The organism is Hydrogenophaga taeniospiralis (genome assembly GCF_020510445.1).
Taxonomy (GTDB): domain Bacteria; phylum Pseudomonadota; class Gammaproteobacteria; order Burkholderiales; family Burkholderiaceae_C; genus Hydrogenophaga.
Map to the genome: position 1 here is coordinate 3868863 of NZ_JAHBAG010000001.1, position 23797 is coordinate 3892659.

General features: G+C 62.9%; 28 protein-coding genes. 17 read left to right on the forward strand and 11 right to left on the reverse strand.

The genetic code is table 11. The features are described from left to right. Positions 1-134: 134 nt before the first annotated feature. Complete coding sequence (locus KIH07_RS18570) at positions 135-1412, forward strand: NAD(P)/FAD-dependent oxidoreductase (RefSeq protein ID WP_226493378.1); 1278 nt, start codon at positions 135-137, stop codon at positions 1410-1412. Positions 1413-1474: 62 nt separating this feature from the next. On the opposite strand, the gene KIH07_RS18575 is transcribed toward KIH07_RS18570, so the two are convergent. The 4 genes from KIH07_RS18575 to dusA form a co-directional block, all read right to left on the reverse strand. Continuing rightward, positions 1475-3043 (reverse strand): SpoVR family protein, encoded by a 1569-nt coding sequence (locus tag KIH07_RS18575; RefSeq protein ID WP_226493379.1) that lies wholly within the window; start codon positions 3041-3043, stop codon positions 1475-1477. Continuing rightward, the gene (locus tag KIH07_RS18580) at positions 3040-4314 is read right to left on the reverse strand and encodes a YeaH/YhbH family protein (RefSeq protein ID WP_226493380.1); all 1275 of its coding nucleotides are present in this window, start codon (positions 4312-4314) and stop codon (positions 3040-3042) included. The genes KIH07_RS18575 and KIH07_RS18580 overlap by 4 nt, the downstream gene beginning before the upstream one ends. Positions 4315-4358: 44 nt before the next feature. Next, positions 4359-6281, reverse strand: coding sequence for a PrkA family serine protein kinase (locus tag KIH07_RS18585; RefSeq protein ID WP_226493381.1), 1923 nt, complete (start codon positions 6279-6281; stop codon positions 4359-4361). A 189-nt stretch (positions 6282-6470) separates the two neighbouring features. Continuing rightward, positions 6471-7490: a tRNA dihydrouridine(20/20a) synthase DusA gene (dusA, locus tag KIH07_RS18590; protein WP_319004854.1), complete on the reverse strand. Its 1020-nt coding sequence runs from the start codon at positions 7488-7490 to the stop codon at positions 6471-6473. 234 nt (positions 7491-7724) lie between these two features. Between dusA and KIH07_RS18595 the strand changes: the two genes are divergently transcribed. The 16 genes from KIH07_RS18595 (at position 7725) to KIH07_RS18670 (ending at position 16031) form a co-directional block, all read left to right on the forward strand. Further along, a complete protein-coding gene (locus KIH07_RS18595; protein WP_226493382.1) occupies positions 7725-8702 on the forward strand; it encodes a tyrosine-type recombinase/integrase in 978 nt (325 codons plus the stop codon). Between the two features lie 42 nt (positions 8703-8744). Beyond that, positions 8745-8990 (forward strand): hypothetical protein, encoded by a 246-nt coding sequence (locus KIH07_RS18600; protein ID WP_226493383.1) that lies wholly within the window; start codon positions 8745-8747, stop codon positions 8988-8990. Positions 8991-9002: 12 nt separating this feature from the next. Continuing rightward, positions 9003-9614, forward strand: coding sequence for a hypothetical protein (locus tag KIH07_RS18605; RefSeq protein WP_226493384.1), 612 nt, complete (start codon positions 9003-9005; stop codon positions 9612-9614). An 89-nt stretch (positions 9615-9703) separates the two neighbouring features. After that, positions 9704-9961 carry a helix-turn-helix transcriptional regulator gene (locus KIH07_RS18610; protein WP_226493385.1) on the forward strand — a complete coding sequence of 86 codons (258 nt, stop codon included), beginning with the start codon at positions 9704-9706 and terminating at the stop codon, positions 9959-9961. Further along, the gene (locus tag KIH07_RS18615) at positions 9958-10389 is read left to right on the forward strand and encodes a hypothetical protein (protein WP_226493386.1); all 432 of its coding nucleotides are present in this window, start codon (positions 9958-9960) and stop codon (positions 10387-10389) included. Before KIH07_RS18610 ends, KIH07_RS18615 begins: the two co-directional genes overlap by 4 nt. Then, entirely contained in the window at positions 10386-10580 is a 195-nt protein-coding gene (locus KIH07_RS18620) for a hypothetical protein (protein ID WP_226493387.1), read from the forward strand. The genes KIH07_RS18615 and KIH07_RS18620 overlap by 4 nt, the downstream gene beginning before the upstream one ends. Then, entirely contained in the window at positions 10577-11425 is an 849-nt protein-coding gene (locus KIH07_RS18625; protein ID WP_226493388.1) for a hypothetical protein, read from the forward strand. Before KIH07_RS18620 ends, KIH07_RS18625 begins: the two co-directional genes overlap by 4 nt. Positions 11426-11516: 91 nt before the next feature. After that, positions 11517-12134: an ATP-binding protein gene (locus KIH07_RS18630; protein WP_226493389.1), complete on the forward strand. Its 618-nt coding sequence runs from the start codon at positions 11517-11519 to the stop codon at positions 12132-12134. Continuing rightward, positions 12131-12544 carry a helix-turn-helix domain-containing protein gene (locus KIH07_RS18635; protein WP_226493390.1) on the forward strand — a complete coding sequence of 138 codons (414 nt, stop codon included), beginning with the start codon at positions 12131-12133 and terminating at the stop codon, positions 12542-12544. The genes KIH07_RS18630 and KIH07_RS18635 overlap by 4 nt, the downstream gene beginning before the upstream one ends. 59 nt (positions 12545-12603) lie before the next feature. Next, positions 12604-13614, forward strand: coding sequence for a hypothetical protein (locus KIH07_RS18640; RefSeq protein ID WP_226493391.1), 1011 nt, complete (start codon positions 12604-12606; stop codon positions 13612-13614). A gap of 3 nt (positions 13615-13617) precedes the next feature. Continuing rightward, positions 13618-14133: a hypothetical protein gene (locus KIH07_RS18645; RefSeq protein ID WP_226493392.1), complete on the forward strand. Its 516-nt coding sequence runs from the start codon at positions 13618-13620 to the stop codon at positions 14131-14133. Positions 14134-14150: 17 nt separating this feature from the next. After that, the gene (locus KIH07_RS18650) at positions 14151-14360 is read left to right on the forward strand and encodes a hypothetical protein (RefSeq protein WP_226493393.1); all 210 of its coding nucleotides are present in this window, start codon (positions 14151-14153) and stop codon (positions 14358-14360) included. 1 nt (position 14361) lies between these two features. Continuing rightward, positions 14362-14568 (forward strand): hypothetical protein, encoded by a 207-nt coding sequence (locus KIH07_RS18655; protein ID WP_226493394.1) that lies wholly within the window; start codon positions 14362-14364, stop codon positions 14566-14568. 250 nt (positions 14569-14818) lie between these two features. Further along, positions 14819-15040, forward strand: a complete 222-nt coding sequence (locus KIH07_RS25560) for an HNH endonuclease signature motif containing protein (RefSeq protein WP_226493395.1) — start codon at positions 14819-14821, stop codon at positions 15038-15040. Positions 15041-15190: 150 nt separating this feature from the next. Next, positions 15191-15622, forward strand: coding sequence for a hypothetical protein (locus tag KIH07_RS18665; protein WP_226493396.1), 432 nt, complete (start codon positions 15191-15193; stop codon positions 15620-15622). A gap of 217 nt (positions 15623-15839) precedes the next feature. Beyond that, positions 15840-16031: a hypothetical protein gene (locus KIH07_RS18670; protein WP_226493397.1), complete on the forward strand. Its 192-nt coding sequence runs from the start codon at positions 15840-15842 to the stop codon at positions 16029-16031. Positions 16032-16828: 797 nt separating this feature from the next. Here the strand turns inward: KIH07_RS18670 and phbB are convergent. The 7 genes from phbB to KIH07_RS18710 form a co-directional block, all read right to left on the reverse strand. Further along, positions 16829-17566: an acetoacetyl-CoA reductase gene (gene phbB / locus KIH07_RS18675; RefSeq protein WP_226493398.1), complete on the reverse strand. Its 738-nt coding sequence runs from the start codon at positions 17564-17566 to the stop codon at positions 16829-16831. A gap of 151 nt (positions 17567-17717) precedes the next feature. Further along, positions 17718-18896: an acetyl-CoA C-acetyltransferase gene (locus KIH07_RS18680; protein ID WP_226493399.1), complete on the reverse strand. Its 1179-nt coding sequence runs from the start codon at positions 18894-18896 to the stop codon at positions 17718-17720. Positions 18897-19042: 146 nt separating this feature from the next. Then, the gene (phaC, locus tag KIH07_RS18685; protein ID WP_226493400.1) at positions 19043-20881 is read right to left on the reverse strand and encodes a class I poly(R)-hydroxyalkanoic acid synthase; all 1839 of its coding nucleotides are present in this window, start codon (positions 20879-20881) and stop codon (positions 19043-19045) included. A 455-nt stretch (positions 20882-21336) separates the two neighbouring features. Continuing rightward, a complete protein-coding gene (gene pgeF / locus KIH07_RS18695) occupies positions 21337-22170 on the reverse strand; it encodes a peptidoglycan editing factor PgeF (protein WP_226493401.1) in 834 nt (277 codons plus the stop codon). Beyond that, positions 22170-22811 carry a maleylacetoacetate isomerase gene (maiA, locus tag KIH07_RS18700; protein ID WP_226493402.1) on the reverse strand — a complete coding sequence of 214 codons (642 nt, stop codon included), beginning with the start codon at positions 22809-22811 and terminating at the stop codon, positions 22170-22172. Before maiA ends, pgeF begins: the two co-directional genes overlap by 1 nt. An 87-nt stretch (positions 22812-22898) precedes the next feature. Continuing rightward, positions 22899-23279, reverse strand: a complete 381-nt coding sequence (locus KIH07_RS18705; protein ID WP_226493403.1) for a hypothetical protein — start codon at positions 23277-23279, stop codon at positions 22899-22901. 264 nt (positions 23280-23543) lie between these two features. Beyond that, positions 23544-23780, reverse strand: a complete 237-nt coding sequence (locus tag KIH07_RS18710) for an acyl carrier protein (RefSeq protein ID WP_226493404.1) — start codon at positions 23778-23780, stop codon at positions 23544-23546. Positions 23781-23797 lie beyond the last annotated feature (17 nt).

Here is a 23797-nt window from a genome sequence, read left to right on the forward strand (position 1 = left end):
GAGGCCCTCTGCACCCCGACTGCATACACCATAGGGTATATACCAAGACACCTGCGCCTCATGGGCGCGCAATATAAGAACTTGCGAATTTAGTAATTCTTATCCCACCCATCCCTTTCGACGGAGATACTTCCATGGCTCGAATCGTCATTCTCGGCGCCGGTCTCGGTGGCATGCCCATGGCCTACGAAATGAAGGCACTGGCCCGCCCCGGCGACACGGTCACGGTGATCAGCGAAGCACCCAAGTTCCACTTCGTACCCTCGAACCCCTGGGTCGCGGTGAACTGGCGCACCCGCAAAGACATCGAGGTCGACATCGCCCCGGCGCTGGCGAGAAAAGGCATTGAATCCATCATCCAGCGCGCCAAACGGGTCCACCCTGAAGCCAACCAGATCGAGCTGGAAGACGGCAGCCGGGTGGACTACGACTACCTGGTCATCGCCACCGGCCCCAAACTGGCGTTTGACGAAGTCGAAGGCCTGGGCCCCTACGGCGGCCACACGCAGTCGATCTGCCACGTGAGCCACGCCGAGGCGACCCAGACGGCCTGGGACGAATTCGTGAAAGCACCCGGCCCGATCGTGGTCGGGGCCGTGCAAGGCGCCTCGTGCTTCGGCCCGGCCTACGAGTTCGCGATGATCATGGACACCGACCTGCGCAAGCGCAAGATCCGCGACAAGGTGCCCATGACCTTCGTGACCTCCGAGCCCTACATCGGCCACCTGGGCCTGGGCGGTGTGGGCGACTCCAAGGGCATGCTCGAATCGGCGTTCAGGCAGCGCCACATCAAGTGGATCTGCAACGCCAAGACCACCAAGGTGGAAGCGGGCCAGATGCACGTCACCGAGCACGACGACCAAGGCCGGCCCATCAAGGACCACGTGCTGCCCTTCAAGCACAGCATGATGCTGCCCGCCTTCAAGGGCGTGGACGCGGTGTTCGGCATCGAAGGCCTGACCAACCCGCGCGGCTTCATCACCATCGACGAGCACCAGCGCAACGCCAAGTTCAAGAACATCTTCAGTGTGGGCGTGTGCGTGGCGATCCCGCCGGTGGAAGTGACGCCCATTCCCTGCGGCACGCCCAAAACCGGCTACATGATCGAGTCCATGGTCACGGCCACGGCGCACAACATCCGCGAGCTGCTCGACGGCCAGGAGCCCACGCACCACGCCACCTGGAACACGGTCTGCCTGGCCGACTTCGGCGACACCGGCGCGGCCTTCGTGGCCCTGCCGCAGATCCCGCCGCGCAACGTGAGCTGGTTCAGCGAAGGCAAGTGGGTGCACCTGGCCAAGGTGGCGTTCGAGAAGTATTTCATGCGCAAGATGCAGAAGGGCACGTCCGAGCCCATCTACGAAAAGCTCATCATGGACTTCATCGGCATCACCAAGCTCAAGGGCAAATAGGGCCAGTGATCCGCCCGCCTCATCCGCCCGCCTCGCTGGCCCGCGGCGGGCCGGCGGCCGCGTCACTGGCGAGCGGGCTCCACCTCCCAGTGCTGCACCACCTTGCCATGGCGGTCCACGCTTTCGAGGCGCACCGTGAAGCCCCACAGGCGCCCCACGTGCTTGAGCACTTCCAGTGCATCGTCGCTGAGCGGTCGGTCGTGCTGGCGCGTGTGCCGCAGGGTCAGGGAGCGGTCTCCGCGGATATTGACGTTCCAGACCTGGATGTTGGGCTCGCGTTCGTTCAGATCGTGCTGGCGCGCCAGGGCCTCGCGCACGCGCCGGTAGCCCGCCTCGTCGTGGATCGCGGCCACCTCCAGCTCGGGCTGCAGGGCATCGTCAACGATGGAGAACAAGCGCATCTCGCGCATCAGCCGGGGTGAAAGGAACTGCCCGATGAAACTCTCGTCGCGGTAGTGCCGCATGGCATGGTCCAGCGTGACCTTCCAGTCCGAACCCGCGATGTCGGGAAACCACTGCCGGTCCTCATCGGTCGGGTTCTCGCAGATGCGCCGCAGATCGCTGAACATGGCAAAGCCCAGCGCATACGGATTGATGCCGCTGTAGGCCGGGTGCCCCACCGGCCACTGGTGAATCACATTGGTGTGCGAGCGCAAAAATTCGATCATGAAACCGTCGCACAGCAAGCCCTCGTCGTACAAGGTGTTGAGCAAGGTGTAGTGCCAGAACGTGGCCCAGCCCTCGTTCATGACCTGGGTCTGGCGCTGCGGATAGAAATACTGCGCCACCTTGCGCACGATGCGCACGACCTCGCGCTGCCAGGGCTCCAGCAGCGGCGCGTGTTTCTCGATGAAGTACAGCAGGTTCTCTTCGGGCTCGACGGGGAAGCGCCGGCTGGACTTTTCCTCCCGCTTGTCGGCGGCCCGGGGCAAGGTGCGCCAGAGGTCGTTCACCTGCTGCTGCAGATAGGCTTCGCGGTCCTTGCGGCGCGCTTCCTCCTCGGCCAGCGAAGGTTTTTGCGAACGCCGGTAGCGGTCCACCCCCTGGCTCATCAGCGCGTGGCAGGCGTCGAGCAGTTGCTCCACCGCATCCACGCCGTGCAGTTCCTCGCATTCGTTGATGTAGTTGCGCGCGTAGACCAGGTAGTCGACGATGGACGAGGCATCGGTCCACATGCGGAACAGGTAGTTGCCCTTGAAGAACGAGTTGTGCCCATAACAGGCGTGCGCCATCACCAGCGCCTGCATGGTCAGGGTGTTCTCTTCCATGAGGTAGGCGATGCAAGGATCGGAGTTGATCACGATCTCGTAGGCCAGCCCCATCTGGCCGCGCCGGTAGTTTTTCTCGGTCGCGATGAACTGCTTGCCAAACGACCAGTGCCGGTAGTTCACCGGCATGCCGATCGAGGCGTAGGCGTCGATCATCTGCTCGGCGGTGATCACCTCCAGTTGCACCGGGTAGGTGTCCAGGCCATATTCACCCGCCACGCGGGCGATCTGCGTGTGGTAGAGCTCGATCAGCTCGAAGGTCCAGTCCGACGGGCAAGGCAGCGGCTCGCGCTTGCGCGGCGGGCCCACCAACGCGGGGGGCGCGTCCTCCCGAGGCGGCTCAACATCGGTGTCGTGTGTCATGAAGTACCTGCCTTCCTGAACAGCTCCCGGAACACCGGGTAGATGTCGGCCGCATCGGTGATCTTGCGCATCGCGAAGTTCGGCTCGGTCTCGCGCACCCGCGCGTATTCCTCCCAGAGGTTCTGCTCGTCACCGGCCACCTGCACATAGGCGAAGTAGCGCGACAGCGGGAGCAGCTTCTGCTGCAGCAGTTCGCTGCAGCGGGCCGAATCCTTGTACCAGTTCTCGCCGTCGGAGGCCTGGGCGCCGTAGATGTTCCAGTCGCCCGGCGGGTAGCGCGCCAGGATGATCTCGTGCATCAGCGTGAGGGCGCTGGACACCACCGTGCCGCCGCTCTCCGTGGCCTGGAAAAACTCGGGCTCGCTCACCTCGGCCGCCTGCGTGTGGTGGCGAATGAAGACCACGTCGGTCCGCTCGTAGTGCCGCATGAGAAACAGGTAGAGCAGGATGAAGAAACGCTTGGCGATGTCCTTGCGCTCTTCGTCCATCGAACCGGACACGTCCATCAGACAGAACATCACGGCCTTGGCCGTGGGCTGTGGGATGCGCACCCGGTTGCGAAAGCGCAGGTCCAGCGGATCGAGGAACGGGATCTGGCGCACCCGGCGCCGCAGCACCTCGACCCGTTCCTTGAGCACGCGCAGGCTGCCCGCCGGCGTGTTCGCCTCGCTGCGTTCGGCCAGCGCCAGCTCGGCCTCGAGCTCGTGCAGCAGGCGCCGCAGCTCGGCCCCCATGGCGATGCGCCGGCCCAGCGCGGTGCGCATCGAACGCACCACATGCAAGCTGGCGGGGTTGCCCGCCGAGACGAAACCCGCGCGCTGCGACTTCCATTCGGGCGCGTCGGGCAGGAGCTGTGTGCGCACCAGGCGCGGCAAGGCCAGGTCGTCAAAAAACACCTGCATGAACTCTTCGCGCGTGAGGCGGAACACGAAATCGTCTTCACCCACCCCGTCTTCGCTGCCCTGGTTGCCCCGGCCGCCGCCGCCCCCACTGGGCGGGCGGCCGATGTGGTCGCCGCGCACATAGTCGCGGTTGCCCGGGTGAACCGACTCGCGCATACCCCCTTGCCCATGGCCAAACACCGGCTCGGAGACATCGCGGCGCGGCAGTGTGACGTCTTCGCCCTGCTCGATGTCGCGGATGCTGCGGCCCGAGACGGCCTTGCGCACCGCATCGCGAATCTGCTCGCGGTAGCGACGCAGGAAGCGCTCGCGGTTGCCGATGGACTTGTTCTTGCCCGCGAGCCGGCGGTCTACGATTTGCTGCAGCATGGTGGCCTGCTTTCAGCGGTTCATGGGCCAGACGCCTGCCGTGCTCAAGAGCTCTTGCGCACGCGCAGGTACCAATCGCAAAGCAGGCGCACCTGGCGCGTGGTGTAGCCCTTGTCGACCATGCGGTTGACGAAGTCTTCGTGCTTCTTCTGCTCGTCCACGCTGGCCTTGGCGTTGAAGGAGATCACCGGCAGCAGGTCCTCGGTGTTCGAGAACATCTTCTTCTCGATCACCGCGCGCAGCTTCTCGTAGCTCGTCCACAGCGGGTTCTTGCCCGCGTTGTTGGCGCGCGCGCGCAGCACGAAGTTGACGATTTCGTTGCGGAAGTCCTTGGGATTGCTGATGCCGGCGGGCTTCTCGATCTTTTCCAGCTCGGCGTTGAGCGAAGAGCGGTCGAAGATTTCGCCGGTGTCGGTGTCGCGGTACTCCTGGTCCTGGATCCAGAAGTCGGCGTAGGTCACGTAACGGTCGAAGATGTTCTGGCCGTACTCGGAATACGACTCCAGGTAGGCGGTCTGGATTTCCTTGCCGATGAACTCGGCGTAGCGCACCGCCAGCGTTTCCTTGATGAAGGCCAGGTACTTCTGCTCGGTCTCGGCGGGGAACTGCTCGCGCTCGATCTGCTGCTCCAGCACGTACATCAGGTGCACCGGGTTGGCCGCCACCTCGGTGCTGTCGAAGTTGAACACCCGCGACAGGATCTTGAACGCAAATCGCGTGGAAATGCCGCTCATGCCTTCGTCCACCCCGGCGTAGTCGCGGTACTCCTGGTAGCTCTTGGCCTTGGGATCGGTGTCCTTGAGGTTCTCGCCGTCGTACACCAGGAGCTTGCTGAAGATGCTGGAGTTCTCGGGCTCCTTCAGCCGCGTGTACACGGCGAACTGCGCCAGCATCTTGAGCGTGCCGGGGGCGCACACGGCCGTGGCCAGCGACGAGTTGCGGATCAGCTTTTCGTAAATCTTGATCTCTTCCGAGACGCGCAGGCAATACGGCACCTTCACGATGTAGATGCGGTCCAGGAAGGCTTCGTTGTTCTTGTTGTTGCGAAACGCCTTCCACTCGCTCTCGTTGGAGTGCGCCATCACGATGCCGTCGAACGGTATGGCGCCGAAGCCTTCGGTGCCCTTGAAGTTGCTTTCCTGGGTGGCGGTGAGCAGCGGGTGCAGCACCTTGATCGGCGCCTTGAACATTTCCACGAACTCCAGCAGGCCCTGGTTGGCCAGGCACAGGCCGCCCGAGTAGCTGTAGGCGTCCGGGTCGTCCTGGGCAAAGGTCTCGAGCTTGCGGATGTCGATCTTGCCCACCAGCGAAGAAATGTCCTGGTTGTTTTCGTCGCCGGGTTCGGTCTTGGCGATGGCGCACTGTTTGAGCACCGAAGGAAAACGCCGGACCACGCGGAAGCGCCGGATGTCCCCCCCGTACTCTTCGAGCCGCTTGACGGCCCAGGGTGACATGACGCGCTCCAGGTAGCGCGGCGCGATGCCGTACTGCGATTCGAGCACCTGCCCATCTTCGGTCGCGTTGAACAGCCCCAGCGGAGACTCGTTGACCGGTGAGTCCTTCAACGCATAGAACGGCACCTGCTGCATGAGCTGCTTGAGGCGCTCGGCAATGGAGGACTTGCCCCCGCCCACCGGCCCCAGCAGGTAAAGAATCTGTTTCTTTTCCTCCAGGCCCTGCGCGGCATGGCGGAAGTAGGACACCACCTGTTCGATCGGTTCCTCCAGGCCATAGAAGTCCCGGAAGGCTGGGTAGATCTTGATGACCTTGTTGCCGAAGATGCGCGAGAGGCGCTGGTCGTGCCGGGTGTCCAGCAACTCCGGCTCGCCGATGGCCACGAGCATGCGCTCGGCCGCCGTGGCGTAAACGAGCGGATCTTTCTTGCAGGCATCGAGGTACTCCTCGATCGACAGCTCGTCTTCACGCGTCTGTTCGTAGCGTGACAGGAAATGACGGACAACATCCATACGACCTCCTATTGAAGCGGTCGCTATCGATGCGTCACCAACGTCAAGGCCCGCTCCCCACCGACGTCGGCGCCAGTCGGAATTTTTATCCGCCCGACCCGGGTCTGCTCCGTCCGAAACTGGTGCGCTGGGCAGACCCTGTGCTTGTGACGATAGTAGCGCTCAAAAGTTCAGGCGTCACGCGCGTAATCACGCAACCATGTGCGCGGGTGTGATCTCTTTCACCACATGGGCCTGCGCCATCGCCCAGACATCGCGCGCGGGCAAGGGTTTGAGGCGGTGGTCGCTCCACACCTGGCGCCACTTGCGGGCACCGTGCAGGCCGTGGCGCAGGCCCAACATGTGGCTGGCGATCGAATACCAGGGCGCGCCGTCGTGCGCCGCAGCGCGTTCCATGTAGTCCACCATGGCCAACTCGACCGCTTCACGCGTCAAGGCCGGTCCGCGGGATGCCTGGCCGTAGAACCGGGCATCCCATTCGGTCATCACCCAGGGGTTGTGATAAGCCTCACGGCCGATCATCACGCCGTCGAGCTGTGTCAGGTGGCTGGCGATCTGTTCGTTGGTGGTAATGCCACCGTTGACTGCGATGGTCATGTGCGGAAAGTCACGCTTGAGCTGGTACACCAGCTCGTAGCGCAGCGGAGGGATCTCGCGGTTCTCTTTGGGCGACAGGCCCTGGAGCCAAGCGTTGCGCGCGTGCACGATGAAAACACGGCAACCCGCGTCGGCCACCGTGCCCACAAAATCACGAACGAAGTCGTAGCTTTCGATCCGGTCGATGCCGATGCGGTGTTTCACCGTCACGGGAATATCCACCGCGTCCACCATGGCCTTGACGCCGTCGGCCACCAGCGCCGCGTCGGCCATCAGGCAGGCGCCAAAGGCACCGCGCAACACACGCTCGCTGGGGCATCCGCAGTTGAGGTTGATCTCGTCGTAACCGCGCTCCTCCCCCAGCTTCGCGCACCGCGCCAGGTCGGCCGGCTCGCTGCCGCCCAGCTGCAGCGCCACCGGGTGCTCTTCTTCGTTGAAATCCAGATGCTGCGCCGCGTTGCCATGGATCAGCGCGCCGGTCGTCACCATTTCGGTGTACAGCAAGGTGTTGCGGGTCAGCAGCCGGTGAAAAAAACGGCAATGGCGATCCGTCCAGCCCATCATCGGTGCCACCGATAAAAGCCATGGGCTAAGCTGTTGATTTAATTGAATTTTTTCCACTTGTATTTGCACACGTTTTGCTCATGTGCAGGCAGAAGTGCACACGAGGTGCACAGAAAGTGATTGATCGGTGTAGCATTGGTGCAGGACTGGACACACACAGAGTGCACACGAATGGCGACATTTTCCCATCTACCGAGTGGCAAGTGGAGAGCGCAGGTAAGGCGCGCTGGCCTGTACCGTGCCGCCAGCTTCGCAACCAAGCGCGAGGCGAAGGACTGGGCCATGGCCGTGGAATCCCAGCTTACCCATGTGTCGGCCTCTGGGTTTGCACCTATCCCAAAGTCTGCCACCCTGGCCGACCTGATCGACAAGTACACAGAGAGTCAGCTACGCGAGTGCGGCAAGACCAAGACCGCCACCCTGGCGATGCTGCGCCGCGAGTTGGGCAATGTGAAGCTGGCCAGCCTCAACGCCGTGATACTGCGCGACTTCATTGATCAGCGTCTTAAGGCTGGCGCTGGTGGGGTGACGATCTCGGCAGATATGAGCTATCTGTCTGCGGTGCTCAAGTGGGGCCGGCATGCCCGCAATCTGGACATCCACGACACGCTGGCCATAGAGGCAAGGGCAAGCCTCAAGCATCGCGGTGTGGCGACACGTGCCCGTGAACGCGAGCGCGAGCCTACAGATCAAGAGCTAGAACGCCTGTATGCACACTGGCAAGGCAACGCCCGCCAGCGTATCGACATGCCATTGCTGTGCCGCTTTGCTCTGGCTACCGGCATGCGCCAGGGCGAGATAGCAAGGCTGCAGGTTGAGGATATTGACAGCGACCGGCACACCGTCGTCATCCGCGACCGCAAGGACCCCAAGAAGAAGGCCGGCAACGATCAGACCGTTCCACTCTTGCCCGACGCCTGGGCCATTGTCGAGCCACTGATTCAGGACAGGACCGAGGGCAGTCTGTTCAACGTGCGTGCGGCATCGGTATCAACGGCATTCACACGGGCGTGTCAGGACGTAAAGCCTCCCATCCTGGACCTGACCTTCCACGACCTCAGGCACCGCGCTACGGCGCAGTTCTTCCGCATGGAGCTGGATATCCCCCGTGTAGCGCTGCTCACTGGTCACAAGACCTGGACCATGCTGCGCCGATACACGGATATCAAGCCCGAGGACGTGCACGCGGCGATCAGAAAACCGGCAAGCCCCGCGCCGGACTTTGCGGGGAAAAAAAGTCGGGATGGGTCGGCGCGCTAACGCCTTCCCACCCCTGGCCACTTTGAAAAGAGGACTTTCATCATGGTTACCTTGGACGATAGCAGAACGGCGCTTGACTACGACGACCGTGTTTTACTGAAAGTGGGTCAACTGACAACCTTGTTGACCAGTGTCTCAGGCGATAGGTCGGGGTGCTTCCACGGCTTGCCCCGCGATCTGCAGGACTCGTTTCTCGGCCTGCTGCAGGAGCTTGCCGGCGATGCCATGGCCGCCATGGAAGAGGCCGGCAGGCTGCGGCTTGCCGCGCGGGATCAGACGGCGCACTGAACCACACGCCGCATGAAGAAGATCACCAGCCAGATCGTCAGCGACGGCATCACCGACGTGGCGCGCATAAGCCTAAGTCCTGGCGCGACGGTGAATGATGCGTTCGCGCTTTTGAAGGCCGTTGCGCGACCCACGGAATCACTCGCCCAGGAGGTGGAGCGCAGGGCCGCCGAACTCGATAAGCAGGCGGTCGGCTTGGCGAAATACTTTCAGGTTGCCGTGCGCCAGTGCACAGATGAGGCGCGGCACATGAGCGCATCGGGAGAGTACACGCCAGCACAGGTTCGTGGGCCACTGGAGAAGGCGGAGTGGTTGATCTATCAGGGCAGCGCGGCCCCACTGATGGCCAAGGCAAAGAAGTTCGAGCCCAAAGGGAGAGGGAAAGGACCCATCCGCAAGTTGATTGCGAAGCTGTTGAAGAAGAGCCCTTCCATGAAGAATCCGGCGCTATGGGATGCGGTCCAAGCCCATCCACCGCGTGGGTACTCCGTGAAGGACAACCACCTTGGGAAGTACATCGAGGGCCCAACCCCTAGCGACAAGACCAAGGAGCGCAATGACATGGATTACAGGCGCTTTTCAAACATCTGTTCAGAGGAGCGCAAGAGCCTGAAAGGCCCATGATTTTCACCGGTTAGCGAACCGGTGAAAGCGTTTTGCTTTGATCACGCCGTTGCAACTACCCCGACACATCGGGAGCAAAGGCGGGTCAGATGAAGCGCATACAAAGTACAGAAGACGTCGAGCGGGTCAGGCAACTGGCCGACAGCCTCGACTGCCTGACCGATGAAGACTTACAACTGCTCGCGGACGCCACGCCGTGCACCACTGATGCGTGGAGAAAGCGGGGGCAAGGTCCGGTTTACATCCGCGTAGGAAACCGCGTGCTGTATCGGCGCCAGGACGTTGCCGAGTTCTTGAACGGTCGCGTTAAACAGCGTGCTGCGGCGCCGGCCAAGGAGCTGCTGTGAACGGCGCCCGACTTCTGCAGTTGGAATACCGACCGCACGCTGGCGCCTGGGCCAAGGTGGTGGACTCGCTGGCTTGTGATGGACCTACGCCGCCCAAAGGTATGGACCACCACACGCTGGTGATGCTTGGCGACCGCATGGAGTTGTACGGCTACACGCTGGCCCCGTATGCGGCTGGTGGCTGGATCGCCCGTGTCGGTGGCACTGAGACGGTCTGCCCGACCCTGGAGGCGCTGGAAACGTTCGTTGATGGTCTGGCCGCAGAGAGCGCTCTCGAAGCCCGCCGCAGGTACGCACGGGACCGGTACGCAAAGTCCCGAAAAAAACGGCCAGATGAGCGCACCGCCGAACTCAAGGGCGAGTTCATGGATGCCATGGCCCGGGCGCTGGCCGGGTTCACCGTCCGACAAGCAGGGGGCGCGTCATGACCTCGCCGAACCTCACACCCGAAGAAGCGGCACGTTTCGCGGACCTGCAGCTAGCCCTGCAGCAGCGCGGGTTCCAGTTGCGCACGGTGTCGTGCGGCGGTTTCTTCGCCAGCCGAAAAGATGGGACTGCGTACCTCGCGCAGCTTGACGACGTGGCGGATTTCGCCCGCCGCGTGGGGGCCGTCGAGTGAGCAACGTCGTGACGAATGCAGCCCGGAAATGGCACGGCTCGCCTGCGCAAAAGGCCGTACTCATGGCCCTTGCCGATGGAGCCGCAGACGATGGTGTCGTTCCTGGGTGGCGATCATCAATCACCGCGCTTTGTGAGTGGACGTGCTTGGGGCGCACCGCCGTGATTCAGGCGATGAAGGCACTGGGGTCCAGTGGCCTGGTTGAAATTGATCGCTCATTCGGTCGGGTCAGCAAGATTCGAGTGTCGTTCACCGAACTACCGAACCAGTCCGCCACGCGTACCAGTCCGGGAAACGAACCAGTACGGGAGACGGACCCCCACCAGTCCGGGAAACGGACCGGACCAGTACGGGAGACGGACCGGACCAGTACGGGAAACGGACCCTTAACACCTATACATCAAACACCTGAAACATCAGAGGGAGAGCGCGCACGCGCGCAACCACCCATTGATCAACCTTCGGTCGATGACTCCAAACAGCCCAAAGCCGGACAGCCGGATACCGCCGGCCAAAAGAAGACCAAGCCCAAAGCGGACTCGTTGTACTCGATGGCTTGCCCGGACGACGTTGATGCTCAGACCTGGGGTGACTGGTTGTTGCTTCGCAGGGCGAAGCGTGCGGCGGTCACGTCAACCGTTCTCAAGGGTGCGCGCGTTGAGGCTGAGAAAGCCGGCATGGCGCTGGACGCTTTCCTGCAGTGCTGGTGCCGGCGCGGATCGCAGGGTCTGGAGGCTTCATGGCTCAAGGACACCGAGCGCAACACCGTAAGCCGCGTGAGGACGACGCAGGACTTTTCAAAAACCGACTACACAGCGGGGCACGCCAATGGCCGAATCCTGTAAAGCGGTTGTGTGCCCGACACACGGACCGTTTGAATCGAAGCATCTTCACGCTGACCGATGGAGCGGATGCCCAGCATGTGCGCATGAGGAATTGAAATACTTTGAAGCCCAGGCCCGTGAAGCTGAGAGGCGGGAGTTTTTTGATACCGGCATACGGGAAAGCGGCCTGCTGGGCAGGTTCCGTGATGCGTCGTTTGAGACATTCAACGCTGTCACAACCGAGCAGCGCAACGCGGCGGTGGAGTGCGCCGCATTCGCTGGTGGCGCAACCTTTGGCCGGTGGGAGACGCTGACCATGATCGGCCCGCCTGGCGTTGGCAAGACGCATCTTGGCGCCGCCATGGTGAGGCAGACCATCGTTGGCGGTAGCAGGGCGAAATACACGACGTGCCGCGATCTGATCCGCGCGCTGCGTGCCACGTGGCGCCGCGATTCCCCGCAGTCCGAAGACGACGTGATCAACGGATTCGCGTACACCGGCCTGTTGGTGGTTGATGAGGTCGGAACCGGGATGGGAACCGAGGCCGAGGTTACCCAGTTGCTCGATGTACTCGACCGTCGGTATCAGGTCGGCGGCCCGACTGCGTTTGCCACGAACCTGCAACTCCCTGAGCTGCGCGGCGTGATCGGCGATAGAGCATTCGACCGGCTCAGGGAACGCAGCCGGCTGGTGCCCATGAACTGGCCCAGCCACCGAGGCTCCGCATGACCGGCCTCCCGCTCGCCGAAGCCGCCCAGGCGCTGGACGTGAGCCCGGCCACGCTGCGCCGCTGGATTCGACGTGGCTGCCCGGTTCTATGCCGTGGCTCACGTGGTCGCGGGCACCAGATGCTGATCGACCCGGCCCAGGTGGCTGCGTGGCGCCAGGCTGGCGATGCAGATGCCATGGTCATGGAGTTGTCGGCCCAGGTCCCCGAGACGCTGGCCACCGCCATGCTGCAGGCCCTACAGCAGGCCCGGGACGTAAACAAAATCCGGCTGGCCAGCATCTTGTGTGGGGCTTGGTATTTGGGAGCCAGCGGCGTGCTTGATCTATTACGCGAGCGAAACCCAGACATCGGCGTAGAGCCATTGGAACCCGAATCAATCCGCCGGCTACGGAAAATCGCTGGAATTTGATCGATTTTAATCAATGCGAGTATCTTAAAAATTCCAACCACCCACCCGAAGGAAACATCATGGATGATCTCGAATTTGCATACGCAGCCCGGGCACAGAGCGCATTGGGTCTGTTGACCGGCCAAGACAACCGCGCCGGCCCCACGGCAAAGAAGGCCCAGGCTTTTGTCGAAATCGCGCGGACGATGATCACGCACAGGCAAAAGGAAACCGCGCTCAATGTGATGCGCAACAGTAACAACGAGCTGGTGAAAAAGTCCGTGGCCGAAACCATCGACGCCGATGGCGTGTTTGCTGGCGAACTGGCGCAACTGCTGGCGGCTTCATATATTCAATCCATCGCGCAATACAGCCTGCTGGACATGCTGATGAAATACGGGCGGACCATTCCAGCCGCTTTGCGCCAGGTGCTGATTGCATCCGACTCGACCGGCAATAGCGTCGCCGAGGGCGGCCCGAAACCGATCATCAACCTCGGCCTGAGTCTCGGCGACGTGACGCCGATCAAATCCACGGCAATGGTCGTATTGAGCGATGAATTGGCTCGATTCACGGGACCAGAGGGAGAGGCACTGTTTGAGCGCGAATTGCGCCAGGCTGTTTTGCGCGCGGTAAATCAAGGTGTGTTGGATGCATTCAGCGATTCGGGTTCTTCAACTATCGCAGCCGGTTCTGATGCCCTGGCCAGCTTGCGCGCCGGCCTCGCTGCTGCTGGAGGCAGTGAGGGCTACATCGTCGCCATGGGCCAGGCGGATGCAACTTTCTTGACAACCCATGAAGCTAATCGCGGAATGGGTCCACGCGGTGGCGAATTCGCGCCAGGCGTTCACGTCGTGACCGTTGATGGATTGACCGGCCAACGTGTTTTCCCGGCTTCGCAATTCGCAATCTGGGACAACGGCCTCACCGTCAAATCAAGCAACGAGGCATCGGTCGACCTGCGCGCCAGCCCATCGGCGCCTTACGAGCAGACCAGCCTTTTTCAAACCAATTGCACCGCGATTCTCGCCGAACGCAGTTGGAACATCGTCGCGCCCGCCAATTCCGTGATCTTTGTCGAGGGGGCATAAGCCATGGCGGGCATTGACAAACAAACCCGAGCGGCGCTGCAGGCTGAAATTGACGACCCGGGCACCGACAGGCACCGAGCGATGATGTTGAAAAACATTCTCGCCCGTGAGCCAGAGGCCGACGATGCAGATGACCAATCGCGCGAGAAGGAATTCAATCTAGAGCTTGCTGCACTCCGGCATAAGTTCGAGAAAAGCGGCGTCAAATGGACCGACCGAGCCACCAATGGCTTTGTGCTGGCGATGAAGTTGATGATTGAGATTGAAGCTCAGAAAGCATTAACCAATCACCGCGACGGAATCCGGGCGTTGAAAAAACAGGTTGCGGAATTGAAAGAAGCCACCGGCCACACCGAGAAACATTACGTTAAATTCGGCGGCAATTTCGATTTGGAAAATCACTATTCCGAAAGCACGATTGTTTTATTCAAAGGCTTGGTATTCATCGCCGGACGGGATATCGCCGCCAACAAGGCCGACCCGCCAAGGCAGGGCAGCGGCTGGGTTCGTTTGTTTTAACCACACAGGAGAACGCAATGGGTTTTGAAGTTGACCGCGAGTACATCCGCAGCAACCTGATCGGCCATGTGAGCGATTGGCTCAAAGAGGAAGTTGCAGCCGGCAAGCTCACGCAGCGTGAGGCAGATTCTGGCATGCGGCAATTCATGGCATCTGGAGCGTTGGAGAAGATGACCGATGACGACTGCGCAATGATCAATGCGTTTAAAAATGGTCAGGTGCACTGACATGGCCGGCTACGCAGGGCGCCGCAGTGCGCGCGAGAACGATATTGGCCGCGTCATTGATCTGGCCAGGGTGCAGCGGATTTACGTCCACGAGAAGGCACCGGATTGGGTCGAACTGCAGGATACCCGGACAAAGACAACGCTATTTGAGGGCACGCCAACAGCAGCATGTCGATTCCTCAAGGGGCGTGATGGGGTCCAGCAATGAGCGCGCCTAAAGGAAGATGGAATCCCGAGGTCGCCAAGGTGATCCAACTATGCATTGGTAATTCGTTGTATTGCCACAATGCCGGCCATCCCGAATCCGTGCAGCTGGAAGACACGCGCAGTCACAAAATCGTGTTCGATGGCACTTGCCGGGAGGCACGCGCATTCATCCGGGCACGGATAGCCGAGCAGGCCACCACACCCCCAAGCCCGAGGCAACCAAGCGGGCACCAGACAACCGAGGCCGCATCATGATCGACTTGGACAACCCAGACCCGCCGAGCTTCTATAAGAGCGCCGTTTGTGAGCGCGACCGATGGACTTGCCAGGTGTGCGGAGTGGCTACACCAAAGTCTGCCAACTGGACCAACGAACCGAACGCACCAGAGATCGGGCACAAGGTTCCACTGCACGAGGGTGGGCTGCACGCCTACGAGAACTTCCAGTGTGTCTGCCGTAGCTGCAACGTGTAGATCGACGCAGGAGACGCGCGGGTGCATCGAAGCCACACGACCATCACCCCGCCAGATAAACCCCCGGGGGGCCGATCACGGGCCACGGACACGCACCCAGGACACCGCCGTCCAAGTCTTCCATCGCTAACCCGTAACAAAAGGCCCACCATGCCACGACAATCCGCCGCCAGCCTGAGCGTGGCCACCCCCTCACTCGGGGCGCGCCCACCGCCACCCCGTGAGCTTAGCGACCGACAAAAGGCCCTGTGGTTGCAGTACACCGCATGCAAGCCGGTCGGCTGGTTTACAGATGAAAGCCTGCCCCTGTTGGTCGCCCTGGTTGCACACGTCGAGGGCTTCGAGGTGCTCGAACGGGAGTTTCGCGCCGTCACCGATCTGGCCGACATTGATAAGTTGAAGTGGTACGACCAGTTGGCCAAGCTGCGTCAAAGGGAATCGGCGGCCATCGCCAGCCTGAGCACCAAGCTGCGGCTCACACCCCAAAGCCGGTACACGCCACAGAGCGCAGCCACAGCATCACAAAGGCGGCCGGGCTCAGCACCATGGGAAACCAAGGGCACCACCCGCAGGACCGGCTAAGGCCACATACCCAGGGGCGGGCCCTCTTTCAGGCAGGGACGAAGGTTTCCAAGAAACCGCGCCTTCTCGCACGCGCAGAAAAAATCCCTTTTTGAAAAACATTCAAACCGAAGGAATCAAAATGGCAGGCGTCAAAGGACGAAGCGGTGGGGCCCGACCGGGCAGCGGTGGTGCACGGCCAGGGGCTGGAAGACCAGCGCTTCCCAAGCACAGGGACATGGCGGCTGCGTTCCTGCTCACGGTGATGAACGATCCCGGGCAGCCGATGCAGGACCGGATAGCTGCGGCCGGCCACCTGTTGCAGGCAGGGAAACATGCATCCCGGGCGAATCAACAAATGGTGACCGAACCAGCAAATGCAGATGCTGCTGCAGTCGGCCCGGGTGAGCATCACGGTTCAAAGCTATAACTACTTTTAAAAACCTAGTGTTTATGCGGCTCCCACCACGGTATCAAAACCGTACCAAGCCAGAAACTAGCATCGGCGGGCGTCAAGTCGTATGGGTTTGCTGCATCGCTAGGTTTTATGCGGGTTCCACCACGGTACGGTTTTGATACTAATGGGACCGTGAAAAAGTTCGTGGACACTATCTGTATTGGTCTTCTCGGTTCCCGATAAGCCCTGCTGACGGGGCATAAGGACCCCCAAGCCCCGAACCCCCTTCCCCCAGGATGTTGGTGGGTGAACTACCCCTCCGGAGCTAAGAGAGCGCGCGAGAAAAAAAAGCCGCTCAAAGCGAAAATCACCAGCAGCCGACCGACACGAACCGCACCCACTCTCTCGCTTTATCGCTAACCGCCAGGAAAGCCCGCATGCTCACCGTGTGCGGGCTTTTTCACGTCCGGGCGTGGGTTGATGGCTTGTGAGCTACTACGCCGATTGGATGCTACATAAACGATAGCAGTCGATCAAAAACAGATGCACACCCAAAGCACACGACTATCCCGGAACCCGCATAAACGTTGACTTTTCGCAACGACCCATCATGGGGGCGACGGACAAACGCCAAGGCGAGGGTGCGTGGGAAGAAACAGACATGCGCCAATTATCCCAGCGCCCATAAAAAACCCCGCCGAAGCGAGGTCGATGCGCGAGATGCCTTGAACCCAGAACACCGCGGAACCGGCTTCGCCGGGCCGCAGGTGTTGCCCCCTTGAGGGGGTGACGCGCTCACCAGTGCGAGCGCGTCGCAGGGGTGGACCGGGTCAGCCCATGTGCAAACCACCGTTGACCGAGAAGTCCGCCCCCGTGGCGTAGCCGCCCTCGTCGCTGGCCAGCCAGGCGATGATAGAGGCGATCTCGCTGGGCTTGCCCAGGCGCTTGACCGGCACCGTGGCCACGATCTTTTCCAGCACGTCCGGACGGATGGCGTTGACCATGTCGGTACCGATGTAACCCGGGCTCACGGTATTGACCGTCACGCCCTTGGTGGCCAGTTCCTGCGCAAGCGCCATCGAAAAACCGTGCATGCCGGCCTTGGCGGCCGAGTAGTTGGTCTGGCCGGCCTGGCCTTTTTCACCGTTGACCGACGAGATGTTGATGATGCGGCCCCAGCCCTTTTCCACCATGTCGGGCACGACCTGCTTGGTCACGTTGAACATGGAGTTCAGGTTGGTTTCGATCACAGCCGACCAGTCTTCGCGCGACATCTTCAGGAACATGCGGTCTTTGGTGATGCCGGCGTTGTTGACCAGCACGTCGATGCTGCCGTGCTCGGCCTTGGTCTTGGTGAAGGCCTCCACCGTGGAGTCCCAGTCACCCACGTTGCCCACCGAGGCGTAGAAGGTGTAGCCCAGGGCTTTCTGTTCGTCCAGCCATTTGGTGAAGTCGCGCGTGGGGCCGCAACCAGCGATGACCTTGAAGCCCTCCTTGTGCAAGCGTTGGCAGATGGCGGTACCAATGCCGCCCATGCCGCCGGTGACGTACGCTACTTTTTGACTCATTTTGTCTGCTCCTCTAGGTGTTGCCGAATGGCATTAAAAAACTTGTTGGGGTAAAGCGGTGACTTCATCCAGGGTGCGGTGGAACCGGCTTCGCCGGGCCACTCGCACCGCCCCCTTGAGGGGGTGACGCCGCAGGCGGCGCGGAGGTGAGTCATCTCTCCACCGCCAGGGAGACGCCCATGCCGCCGCCAATGCACAGCGCGGCCAGGCCCTTCTTGGCGCCGCTGCGCTGCATTTCGTGCAGCAGCGTCACCAGGATGCGGCAACCCGACGCACCAATGGGGTGGCCGATGGCGATCGCGCCGCCGTTGACGTTGACCTTGGCCGGATCGATGTCCAGCGCCATGTTGACGGCGCAGGCCTGGGCGGCAAAGGCTTCGTTGAGTTCGAACACATCCACGTCGGACGCTTTCCAGCCCGCGCGGGCCAGGGCCTTCTGCGAGGCTGGCACCGGGCCCATGCCCATGAGGGCCGGGTCCAGACCGCTGGTGCCGAAGGCGGCGATGCGCGCCAGCGGCGTGAGGCCCAAGGCGGCGGCCTTCTTCGCCGTCATCACCATCACGGCGGCGGCACCGTCGTTGATGCCCGAGGCGTTGCCGGCGGTGACGGTGCCGGCCTTGTCAAAGGCGGGGCGCAGACCGGCCAGCACTTCGGCCGTGGTCTTGGCGTTGATGAATTCGTCGCTGTTGAACACGACCGGGTCGCCCTTGCGCTGCGGAATGCTCACGCCGACGATTTCGTCCTTGAACTTGCCGGCGGCCTGTGCGGCGGCGGCTTTCTGCTGGCTGCCGGCGGCCAGGGCGTCCTGCATCTCGCGGGTGATGCCTTGGGCCTTGGCCACGTTCTCGGCGGTGATGCCCATGTGGTACTGGTTGTAGACGTCCCACAGGCCGTCCACGATCATGGTGTCGGTCATTTTCCAGTCGCCCATGCGCTGGCCATCGCGGCTGCCATTGAGCACGTGCGGGCTGGCGCTCATGTTTTCCTGGCCACCGGCGATCACGATCTCGCTGTCGCCCCAGGCCACGGCCTGCGCGGCCAGCATCACGGCCTTGAGGCCCGAGCCGCACACGGCGTTGATGGTCAGTGCCGGCGTTTCCTTGGCCACGCCGGCCTTCATCATGGCCTGGCGGGCCGGGTTCTGGCCACAACCAGCGGCCAGCACCTGCCCCATGATCACTTCACCCACCGCGTCCACCGGCAGGCCGGTGCGTGCGAGCAATTCCTTGATGACGATGCTGCCCAGCTCGGTGGCGGGTGTCTTGGCGAGCGAACCGCCGAACTTGCCCACACCGGTGCGGGCAGCTGAAACGATGACGATGTCTTCCATGTGTGTCTCCTAAGTGAGCTAAAAAAATCAAATCCTGTCTGGCGCGAAGAGTTCCCACCGAGAACCCAGCGGAACCGGCTCTGCCGGGCCGCATCGGGTTGCCCCCTTGAGGGGGGCGCGCGCAGCGCGGCACGGGTGGTTCACGCTCATGCTTTTGCCTTGACGTAACGGCCCGGCGCCGGTTCGATGGCGGCATAGGTCTTGCCCCTGCCATAGGTTTTTGGAGCAGCAATTTGCTTGCCAGCCTGTGGCTTGAGCCAGGCGGCCCAGTCGCCCCACCAGCTGCCGGTGTGCTCGGTGGCGCTGGCGATCCAGTCGTTGACGTCGGCCGGGAACTTGCCCGCCGGGCCGGTCCAGTGGCTGCGCTTGTTCTTGCTCGCCGGGTTGATCACGCCGGCGATGTGGCCCGAGGCCCCCATCACGAAGCGCTTCTTGCCGGGGAACACCTGCGTGCTGGCATAGGCGCCGCCGATGGGCACGATGTGATCTTCGCGCGAGCCATAGATGTAGACCGGCAGCTTGACCTGGCCCAGGTCGATCTTCTCGCCACAGACCGTGGCCTTGCCGGGTTTGACCAGGTTGTTTTCCAGGTACATCTGGCGCAGGTACCAGGCGTAGTACGGGCCGGGCAGGTTCGTGCTGTCGGAGTTCCAGTACAGCAGGTCGAACGGCGGCGGCGTTTCGCCCTTGAGGTAGTTGCCCACCACGTAGTTCCACACCAGATCGTTCGGCCGCAGGAAGCTGAAGGTGGTGGCCAGGTCGCGCCCGGGCATGAGGCCGCCCTGGGCAAACTGCATCTCGCGCATCTTCACGAAGGGCTCGTCGATGAACACGTCGAGGATGCCGGTGTCGGTGAAGTCGATCAGCGTGGTGAGAAAGGTGGCGCAGTTCACCGGCTCTTCACCGCGCGCGGCCAGCACGGCCAGTGCTGTGCCCAGCATGGTGCCGCCGACGCAGAAACCCAGCGCGTTGATGGTCTCGGCACCGGTGATGTCCTGCGTGACGCCGATGGCCTTGATCACCGCGTCCTCGATGTAGTCGTCCCAGGTCTTGTGCGAAAGCGACTCGTCCGGATTGCGCCAGCTCACCACGAAGGTGCGGTGGCCCTGCTCCAGGCAGTAGCGGATCAGCGAGTTCTCGGGCTGCAGGTCGAGGATGTAGAACTTGTTGATGCAGGGCGGCACCAGCAGGAACGGCCGCTCGTACACCTTGGCCGTGAGGGATTTGTATTCGATCAGCTGGAACAGCTCGTTCTCGAACACCACCGCGCCTTCGGTGGTGGCCACGTTCTTGCCCACCTCGAACACGCTTTCGTCCGTCATGGACACATGGCCCTGCTTCATATCGTGCAGCAGGTTGGCCATGCCTTTGGCGATGCTCTCGCCCTGGGTGTCGAGCGCTTTCTTCTGCGCTTCGGCGTTGAAGGCCAGAAAGTTGCTCGGCGCGCTGGCGGCGATCCACTGCTGCACCGCGAAACGCACGCGCGTGCGGGTCTTGGCGTCGCCCTGCACCGCGTCGGCCAGGGCCATCAGGGTGCGGGCGTTGAGCAGATAGGCGGCGGCCGAGAAGGCGGCCACGGGGTTGCTGCTCCAGGCCTCGGAAGCAAAACGGCGGTCGCCCACCGGCTTGGCATCCAGGCCCTGGTTCCACAGACCGGCCACGTCCTTGAGGTAGCTGGCCTGGATCTCCATCAGCTTGGCCGGCTCGAAGCAGACCTTCTGACCGGCGGCCTGGTTGAACAGGTCGCTCACGCCCGGCAGCCCGCCGCCCATACCCGGCATGGCCATGCCGAAGGGGTTGGCCGCGCCGCTTTGCGGCATGAAGGCCTTGAATGCGGCAAACGGGTCGGCGGCGGCCTCAGGTGCCTGCTGTGTGGCCGCGCCAGGAAAAGCCTGAGCCACCTGCGTCCATTGGGAGATGAGGTTTTGCTGAAACTGCTGCGCAGCCTCCAGCCAGGGTGGTTGGGCGTTATTCCCAGATGTCATGCAGGTCTCCAATGGTCCAATGGTTTTTGGCAGCGGTTTATTATCGAATTCTCTGGGGGAGATTTCCGGGTTTTCCCTAGGTTTTGTCGGACTGCTTTGTGCAGCTTGACAAACCCTCCCGGGCTGCAAGGCGTGTTGTGTATCTGGTGGTCATTGGTTGGATTTACGTGGTGCTCATGATGGCGGTGGCCGAAGCATCCAACACGACGGGCACCGTCCTCGGAGCCATTGTGACCTTCTTTCTTTACGGTTTGCTGCCGGTGGCATTGGTGGTTTACCTGATGCGCACCCCGCAACGCCGCAAGGAACTGAAGGCGCGTGAAGCATCCGAAAACGATCCCCGCCAGCAGACCGGCTCTGCCGAGCAAGCGGACCGATTCGCCGCCGGGCCGCCCCAAGGCGAATCAGCCCCCCCGGGGGGCAGCGACCCGCGCAGCGGTGGAGCGTGGGGGCCCTCATCGTCTCCAGATGCAGGCGGCCATGCGCCCGGTGCTGCCCAGACGGGCAGCGTCCCGACGATGCGAAAAGAAACGTAAGGACTGTGTCGCGGTGCACCAGGCCTCGGTGCCGTCGTTGCCGTGGATGCGGGTGATGCCCATGGCCCGCAGCCGCAGCCGGGCCAGTGCCGACAGGTCCGCCAGGAACTTCCCGCCCCCTGCTGGCTGCGCCACGAAAGCGCACTCGGCCGCCGGATCGCTCTGCACGAACGCGGCACGCACCTCCGGCCCCACCTCGAACGCCTGGGGCCCGATGCACGGCCCCAGCCAGACGAGCATGTCGGCAGCGACACGGTCCCAAGCGGCCAACGGATCCATCTGCTGAACCGCTCGCACAAAGGCGGCAACCGTGGTCTCCAGCACGCCCTGCCCCGCGGATTGCGCATCCACACCGGCCAGGCCGCGCCAGCCCGCATGTGCCGCCGCCACCACCGTGCCCGCGCTGTTCGTGAACAGCACCGGCAGACAGTCCGCGACCATGATGGTGCAGGCCACGCCGCTGCGGGTGCTCAGGCTGGCGTCGGCCACCGTGCCGTCGGGCGTCTGCGCGTCGAGCACCACCACGGTGGTCCCGTGCACCTGCTGGAGAAACACGGGCCGTGCCGCGATGCGCCCGCCCAGCCGCGCGCGGTTGGTCGCCACGCATTCGGGCGCGTCGCGCACATGGTCGCCGAGGTTGAAGCTGTCAAACGGTGGTGCGGACACGCCACCCGAGCGGGTGGTGAACAAAGCCCGCACCCCCGGCGGCGCGGGCCAGTCGGGGACGATCCCGTCTTCTGCGCGCAGGGGCATCAAGCTTCGTTGTCCGGGCAGGCCGAGGGCTGCGCCTGCTGGAACGCGGGCAAAGCCATGCAGGCGTCGAACGCCGCCATGGTGCGGGGCAGGCCATCGAGCGGTGTGTCGAAGCGCCGGGCGTTGAATATCTGCGGCACCAGGCAGCAGTCGGCCAGCGTGGGCGTGTCACCGAAACAAAATGGAGACGCAGGACCCTGCGCCAGCTGTCGCTCGAAGACCTCCAGCCCGGTGCGCACCCAGTGCCGGTACCAGGTGTTCTTGGCCTGCTCGTCCACCTTGAGCTCACGGCTGAGGTACTTGAGCACCCGCAGGTTGTTCACGGGATGGATCTCGCAGGCGATCACCTGCGCCAGCGCGCGCACGCGGGCCCGGGCAAGCGGGTCCGCCGGCACCAGCGCGGGCACGGGATGCACCTCGTCGAGGTATTCGATGATCGCCATCGACTGCGACAGGCGCGTGCCGTCGTCCAGCTCCAGCACCGGCACCAGGCCTTCGACGGCGATGTCGCCGAACGCGGGCTGCTTGTGCTCGCCCTTGGCCAGGTGCACCGGCACGTATTCGTAGGCCAGACCCTTGAGCGCGAGCGCGATGCGCACACGGAACGAGGCCGAGGATCGGAAGTAGTTGTAGAGCTTCATGGCCGCCAAGGATAAACCGGTTGGCGTGCCCTGTCCCGACACGCCAACCCACCCGTTTTCAGAGCGGGTTGGTGTTCTTCCCGTGACTCAGCGCGCCGGAACGATGACCAGCGTATCGCCCTGCGTGGTCGCGCCCCGGGCACCGGTGCTGCCTGTGCTGCCGGTGGCGCCCGTTGCACCGGTATAGCCGGTTGCTCCGGTGCTGCCCGTGGCGCCGGTATAACCGGTCGCACCCGTATCGCCTGTGGCACCGGTGGCACCCGCGCCGCCCGTGGCGCCGGTGTAGCCGGTGGTTCCCTTGGCACCGGTGGCGCCCGTGCCCCCCGTGTCGCCTGTGGCACCGGTATAACCCGTTGCACCGGTGGCGCCGGTCGCTCCGGTGGCGCCGGTCGGGCCCGCGGGCAACGAGAAGCAGGCGGTCAACGCCAGCGTGGTCGCGGCAACGGCGATGAGTTTGATGGAGTGCATGGTGGTTCCTTGGTCGCTTACAAGGACCGCCCCCACATGAAGAGAGGCCCTGCAGAGTTGATCAGCTTCTGGCACGGAGGGTTGAGCTTCGGCAGATCAGGCCATCGCACGGTTTGAGCGGAAGCGCGGCGTGTGGGCCCGCGCATCCGTCTCGACCCAGCTTAGGCAGATGACGCGGTGCAGTCGGTACGCTGGCGCGCATAGCCCCTCCGCCCGAGAAGCATCCCCCGGCTTTGCGCGCAGCCAGCCCCACGCACGCAGGGCCTACTTCGCCAGGTAGGCCACCAGCCCCCGCAGGGTGAAGAGCCGGGGGTAGTCGGCCTCGGGTATGGCGACGCCACTGCCCTGGCTCAGGCCGATGATGAAGTTGAGGAAGTCCATCGAATCGAGGTCCAGCGCCTCGCGCAGGTCTTCACCGTCGCCCACGCGGGACAGGTCGGCTTCGGGTGCGATGCCGGCCAGCACGTCGGCGGCAAGTCGTCGAATGTCGGATGCGTTCATCGAGGCTCCCATGCGGT

Bases quoted from the DNA above. Each gene is read 5' to 3' on its own strand.
- KIH07_RS18600 (WP_226493383.1), top strand. From the start codon at position 8,745: ATGGTTACCTTGGACGATAGCAGAACGGCGCTTGACTACGACGACCGT.
- KIH07_RS18570 (WP_226493378.1), top strand. From the start codon at position 135: ATGGCTCGAATCGTCATTCTCGGCGCCGGTCTCGGTGGCATGCCCATG.
- KIH07_RS18665 (WP_226493396.1), top strand. From the start codon at position 15,191: ATGCCACGACAATCCGCCGCCAGCCTGAGCGTGGCCACCCCCTCACTC.
- KIH07_RS18645 (WP_226493392.1), top strand. From the start codon at position 13,618: ATGGCGGGCATTGACAAACAAACCCGAGCGGCGCTGCAGGCTGAAATT.
- KIH07_RS18605 (WP_226493384.1), top strand. From the start codon at position 9,003: ATGAAGAAGATCACCAGCCAGATCGTCAGCGACGGCATCACCGACGTG.
- KIH07_RS18705 (WP_226493403.1), bottom strand. From the start codon at position 23,279: ATGCACTCCATCAAACTCATCGCCGTTGCCGCGACCACGCTGGCGTTG.
- maiA (WP_226493402.1), bottom strand. From the start codon at position 22,811: ATGAAGCTCTACAACTACTTCCGATCCTCGGCCTCGTTCCGTGTGCGC.
- KIH07_RS18680 (WP_226493399.1), bottom strand. From the start codon at position 18,896: ATGGAAGACATCGTCATCGTTTCAGCTGCCCGCACCGGTGTGGGCAAG.
- KIH07_RS18650 (WP_226493393.1), top strand. From the start codon at position 14,151: ATGGGTTTTGAAGTTGACCGCGAGTACATCCGCAGCAACCTGATCGGC.
- KIH07_RS18595 (WP_226493382.1), top strand. From the start codon at position 7,725: ATGGCCGTGGAATCCCAGCTTACCCATGTGTCGGCCTCTGGGTTTGCA.
- KIH07_RS18575 (WP_226493379.1), bottom strand. From the start codon at position 3,043: ATGACACACGACACCGATGTTGAGCCGCCTCGGGAGGACGCGCCCCCC.
- phaC (WP_226493400.1), bottom strand. From the start codon at position 20,881: ATGACATCTGGGAATAACGCCCAACCACCCTGGCTGGAGGCTGCGCAG.
- phbB (WP_226493398.1), bottom strand. From the start codon at position 17,566: ATGAGTCAAAAAGTAGCGTACGTCACCGGCGGCATGGGCGGCATTGGT.
- KIH07_RS18635 (WP_226493390.1), top strand. From the start codon at position 12,131: ATGACCGGCCTCCCGCTCGCCGAAGCCGCCCAGGCGCTGGACGTGAGC.
- KIH07_RS25560 (WP_226493395.1), top strand. From the start codon at position 14,819: ATGATCGACTTGGACAACCCAGACCCGCCGAGCTTCTATAAGAGCGCC.
- KIH07_RS18710 (WP_226493404.1), bottom strand. From the start codon at position 23,780: ATGAACGCATCCGACATTCGACGACTTGCCGCCGACGTGCTGGCCGGC.
- KIH07_RS18655 (WP_226493394.1), top strand. From the start codon at position 14,362: ATGGCCGGCTACGCAGGGCGCCGCAGTGCGCGCGAGAACGATATTGGC.
- KIH07_RS18610 (WP_226493385.1), top strand. From the start codon at position 9,704: ATGAAGCGCATACAAAGTACAGAAGACGTCGAGCGGGTCAGGCAACTG.
- KIH07_RS18620 (WP_226493387.1), top strand. From the start codon at position 10,386: ATGACCTCGCCGAACCTCACACCCGAAGAAGCGGCACGTTTCGCGGAC.
- pgeF (WP_226493401.1), bottom strand. From the start codon at position 22,170: ATGCCCCTGCGCGCAGAAGACGGGATCGTCCCCGACTGGCCCGCGCCG.
- KIH07_RS18580 (WP_226493380.1), bottom strand. From the start codon at position 4,314: ATGCTGCAGCAAATCGTAGACCGCCGGCTCGCGGGCAAGAACAAGTCC.
- KIH07_RS18640 (WP_226493391.1), top strand. From the start codon at position 12,604: ATGGATGATCTCGAATTTGCATACGCAGCCCGGGCACAGAGCGCATTG.
- KIH07_RS18585 (WP_226493381.1), bottom strand. From the start codon at position 6,281: ATGGATGTTGTCCGTCATTTCCTGTCACGCTACGAACAGACGCGTGAA.
- KIH07_RS18670 (WP_226493397.1), top strand. From the start codon at position 15,840: ATGGCGGCTGCGTTCCTGCTCACGGTGATGAACGATCCCGGGCAGCCG.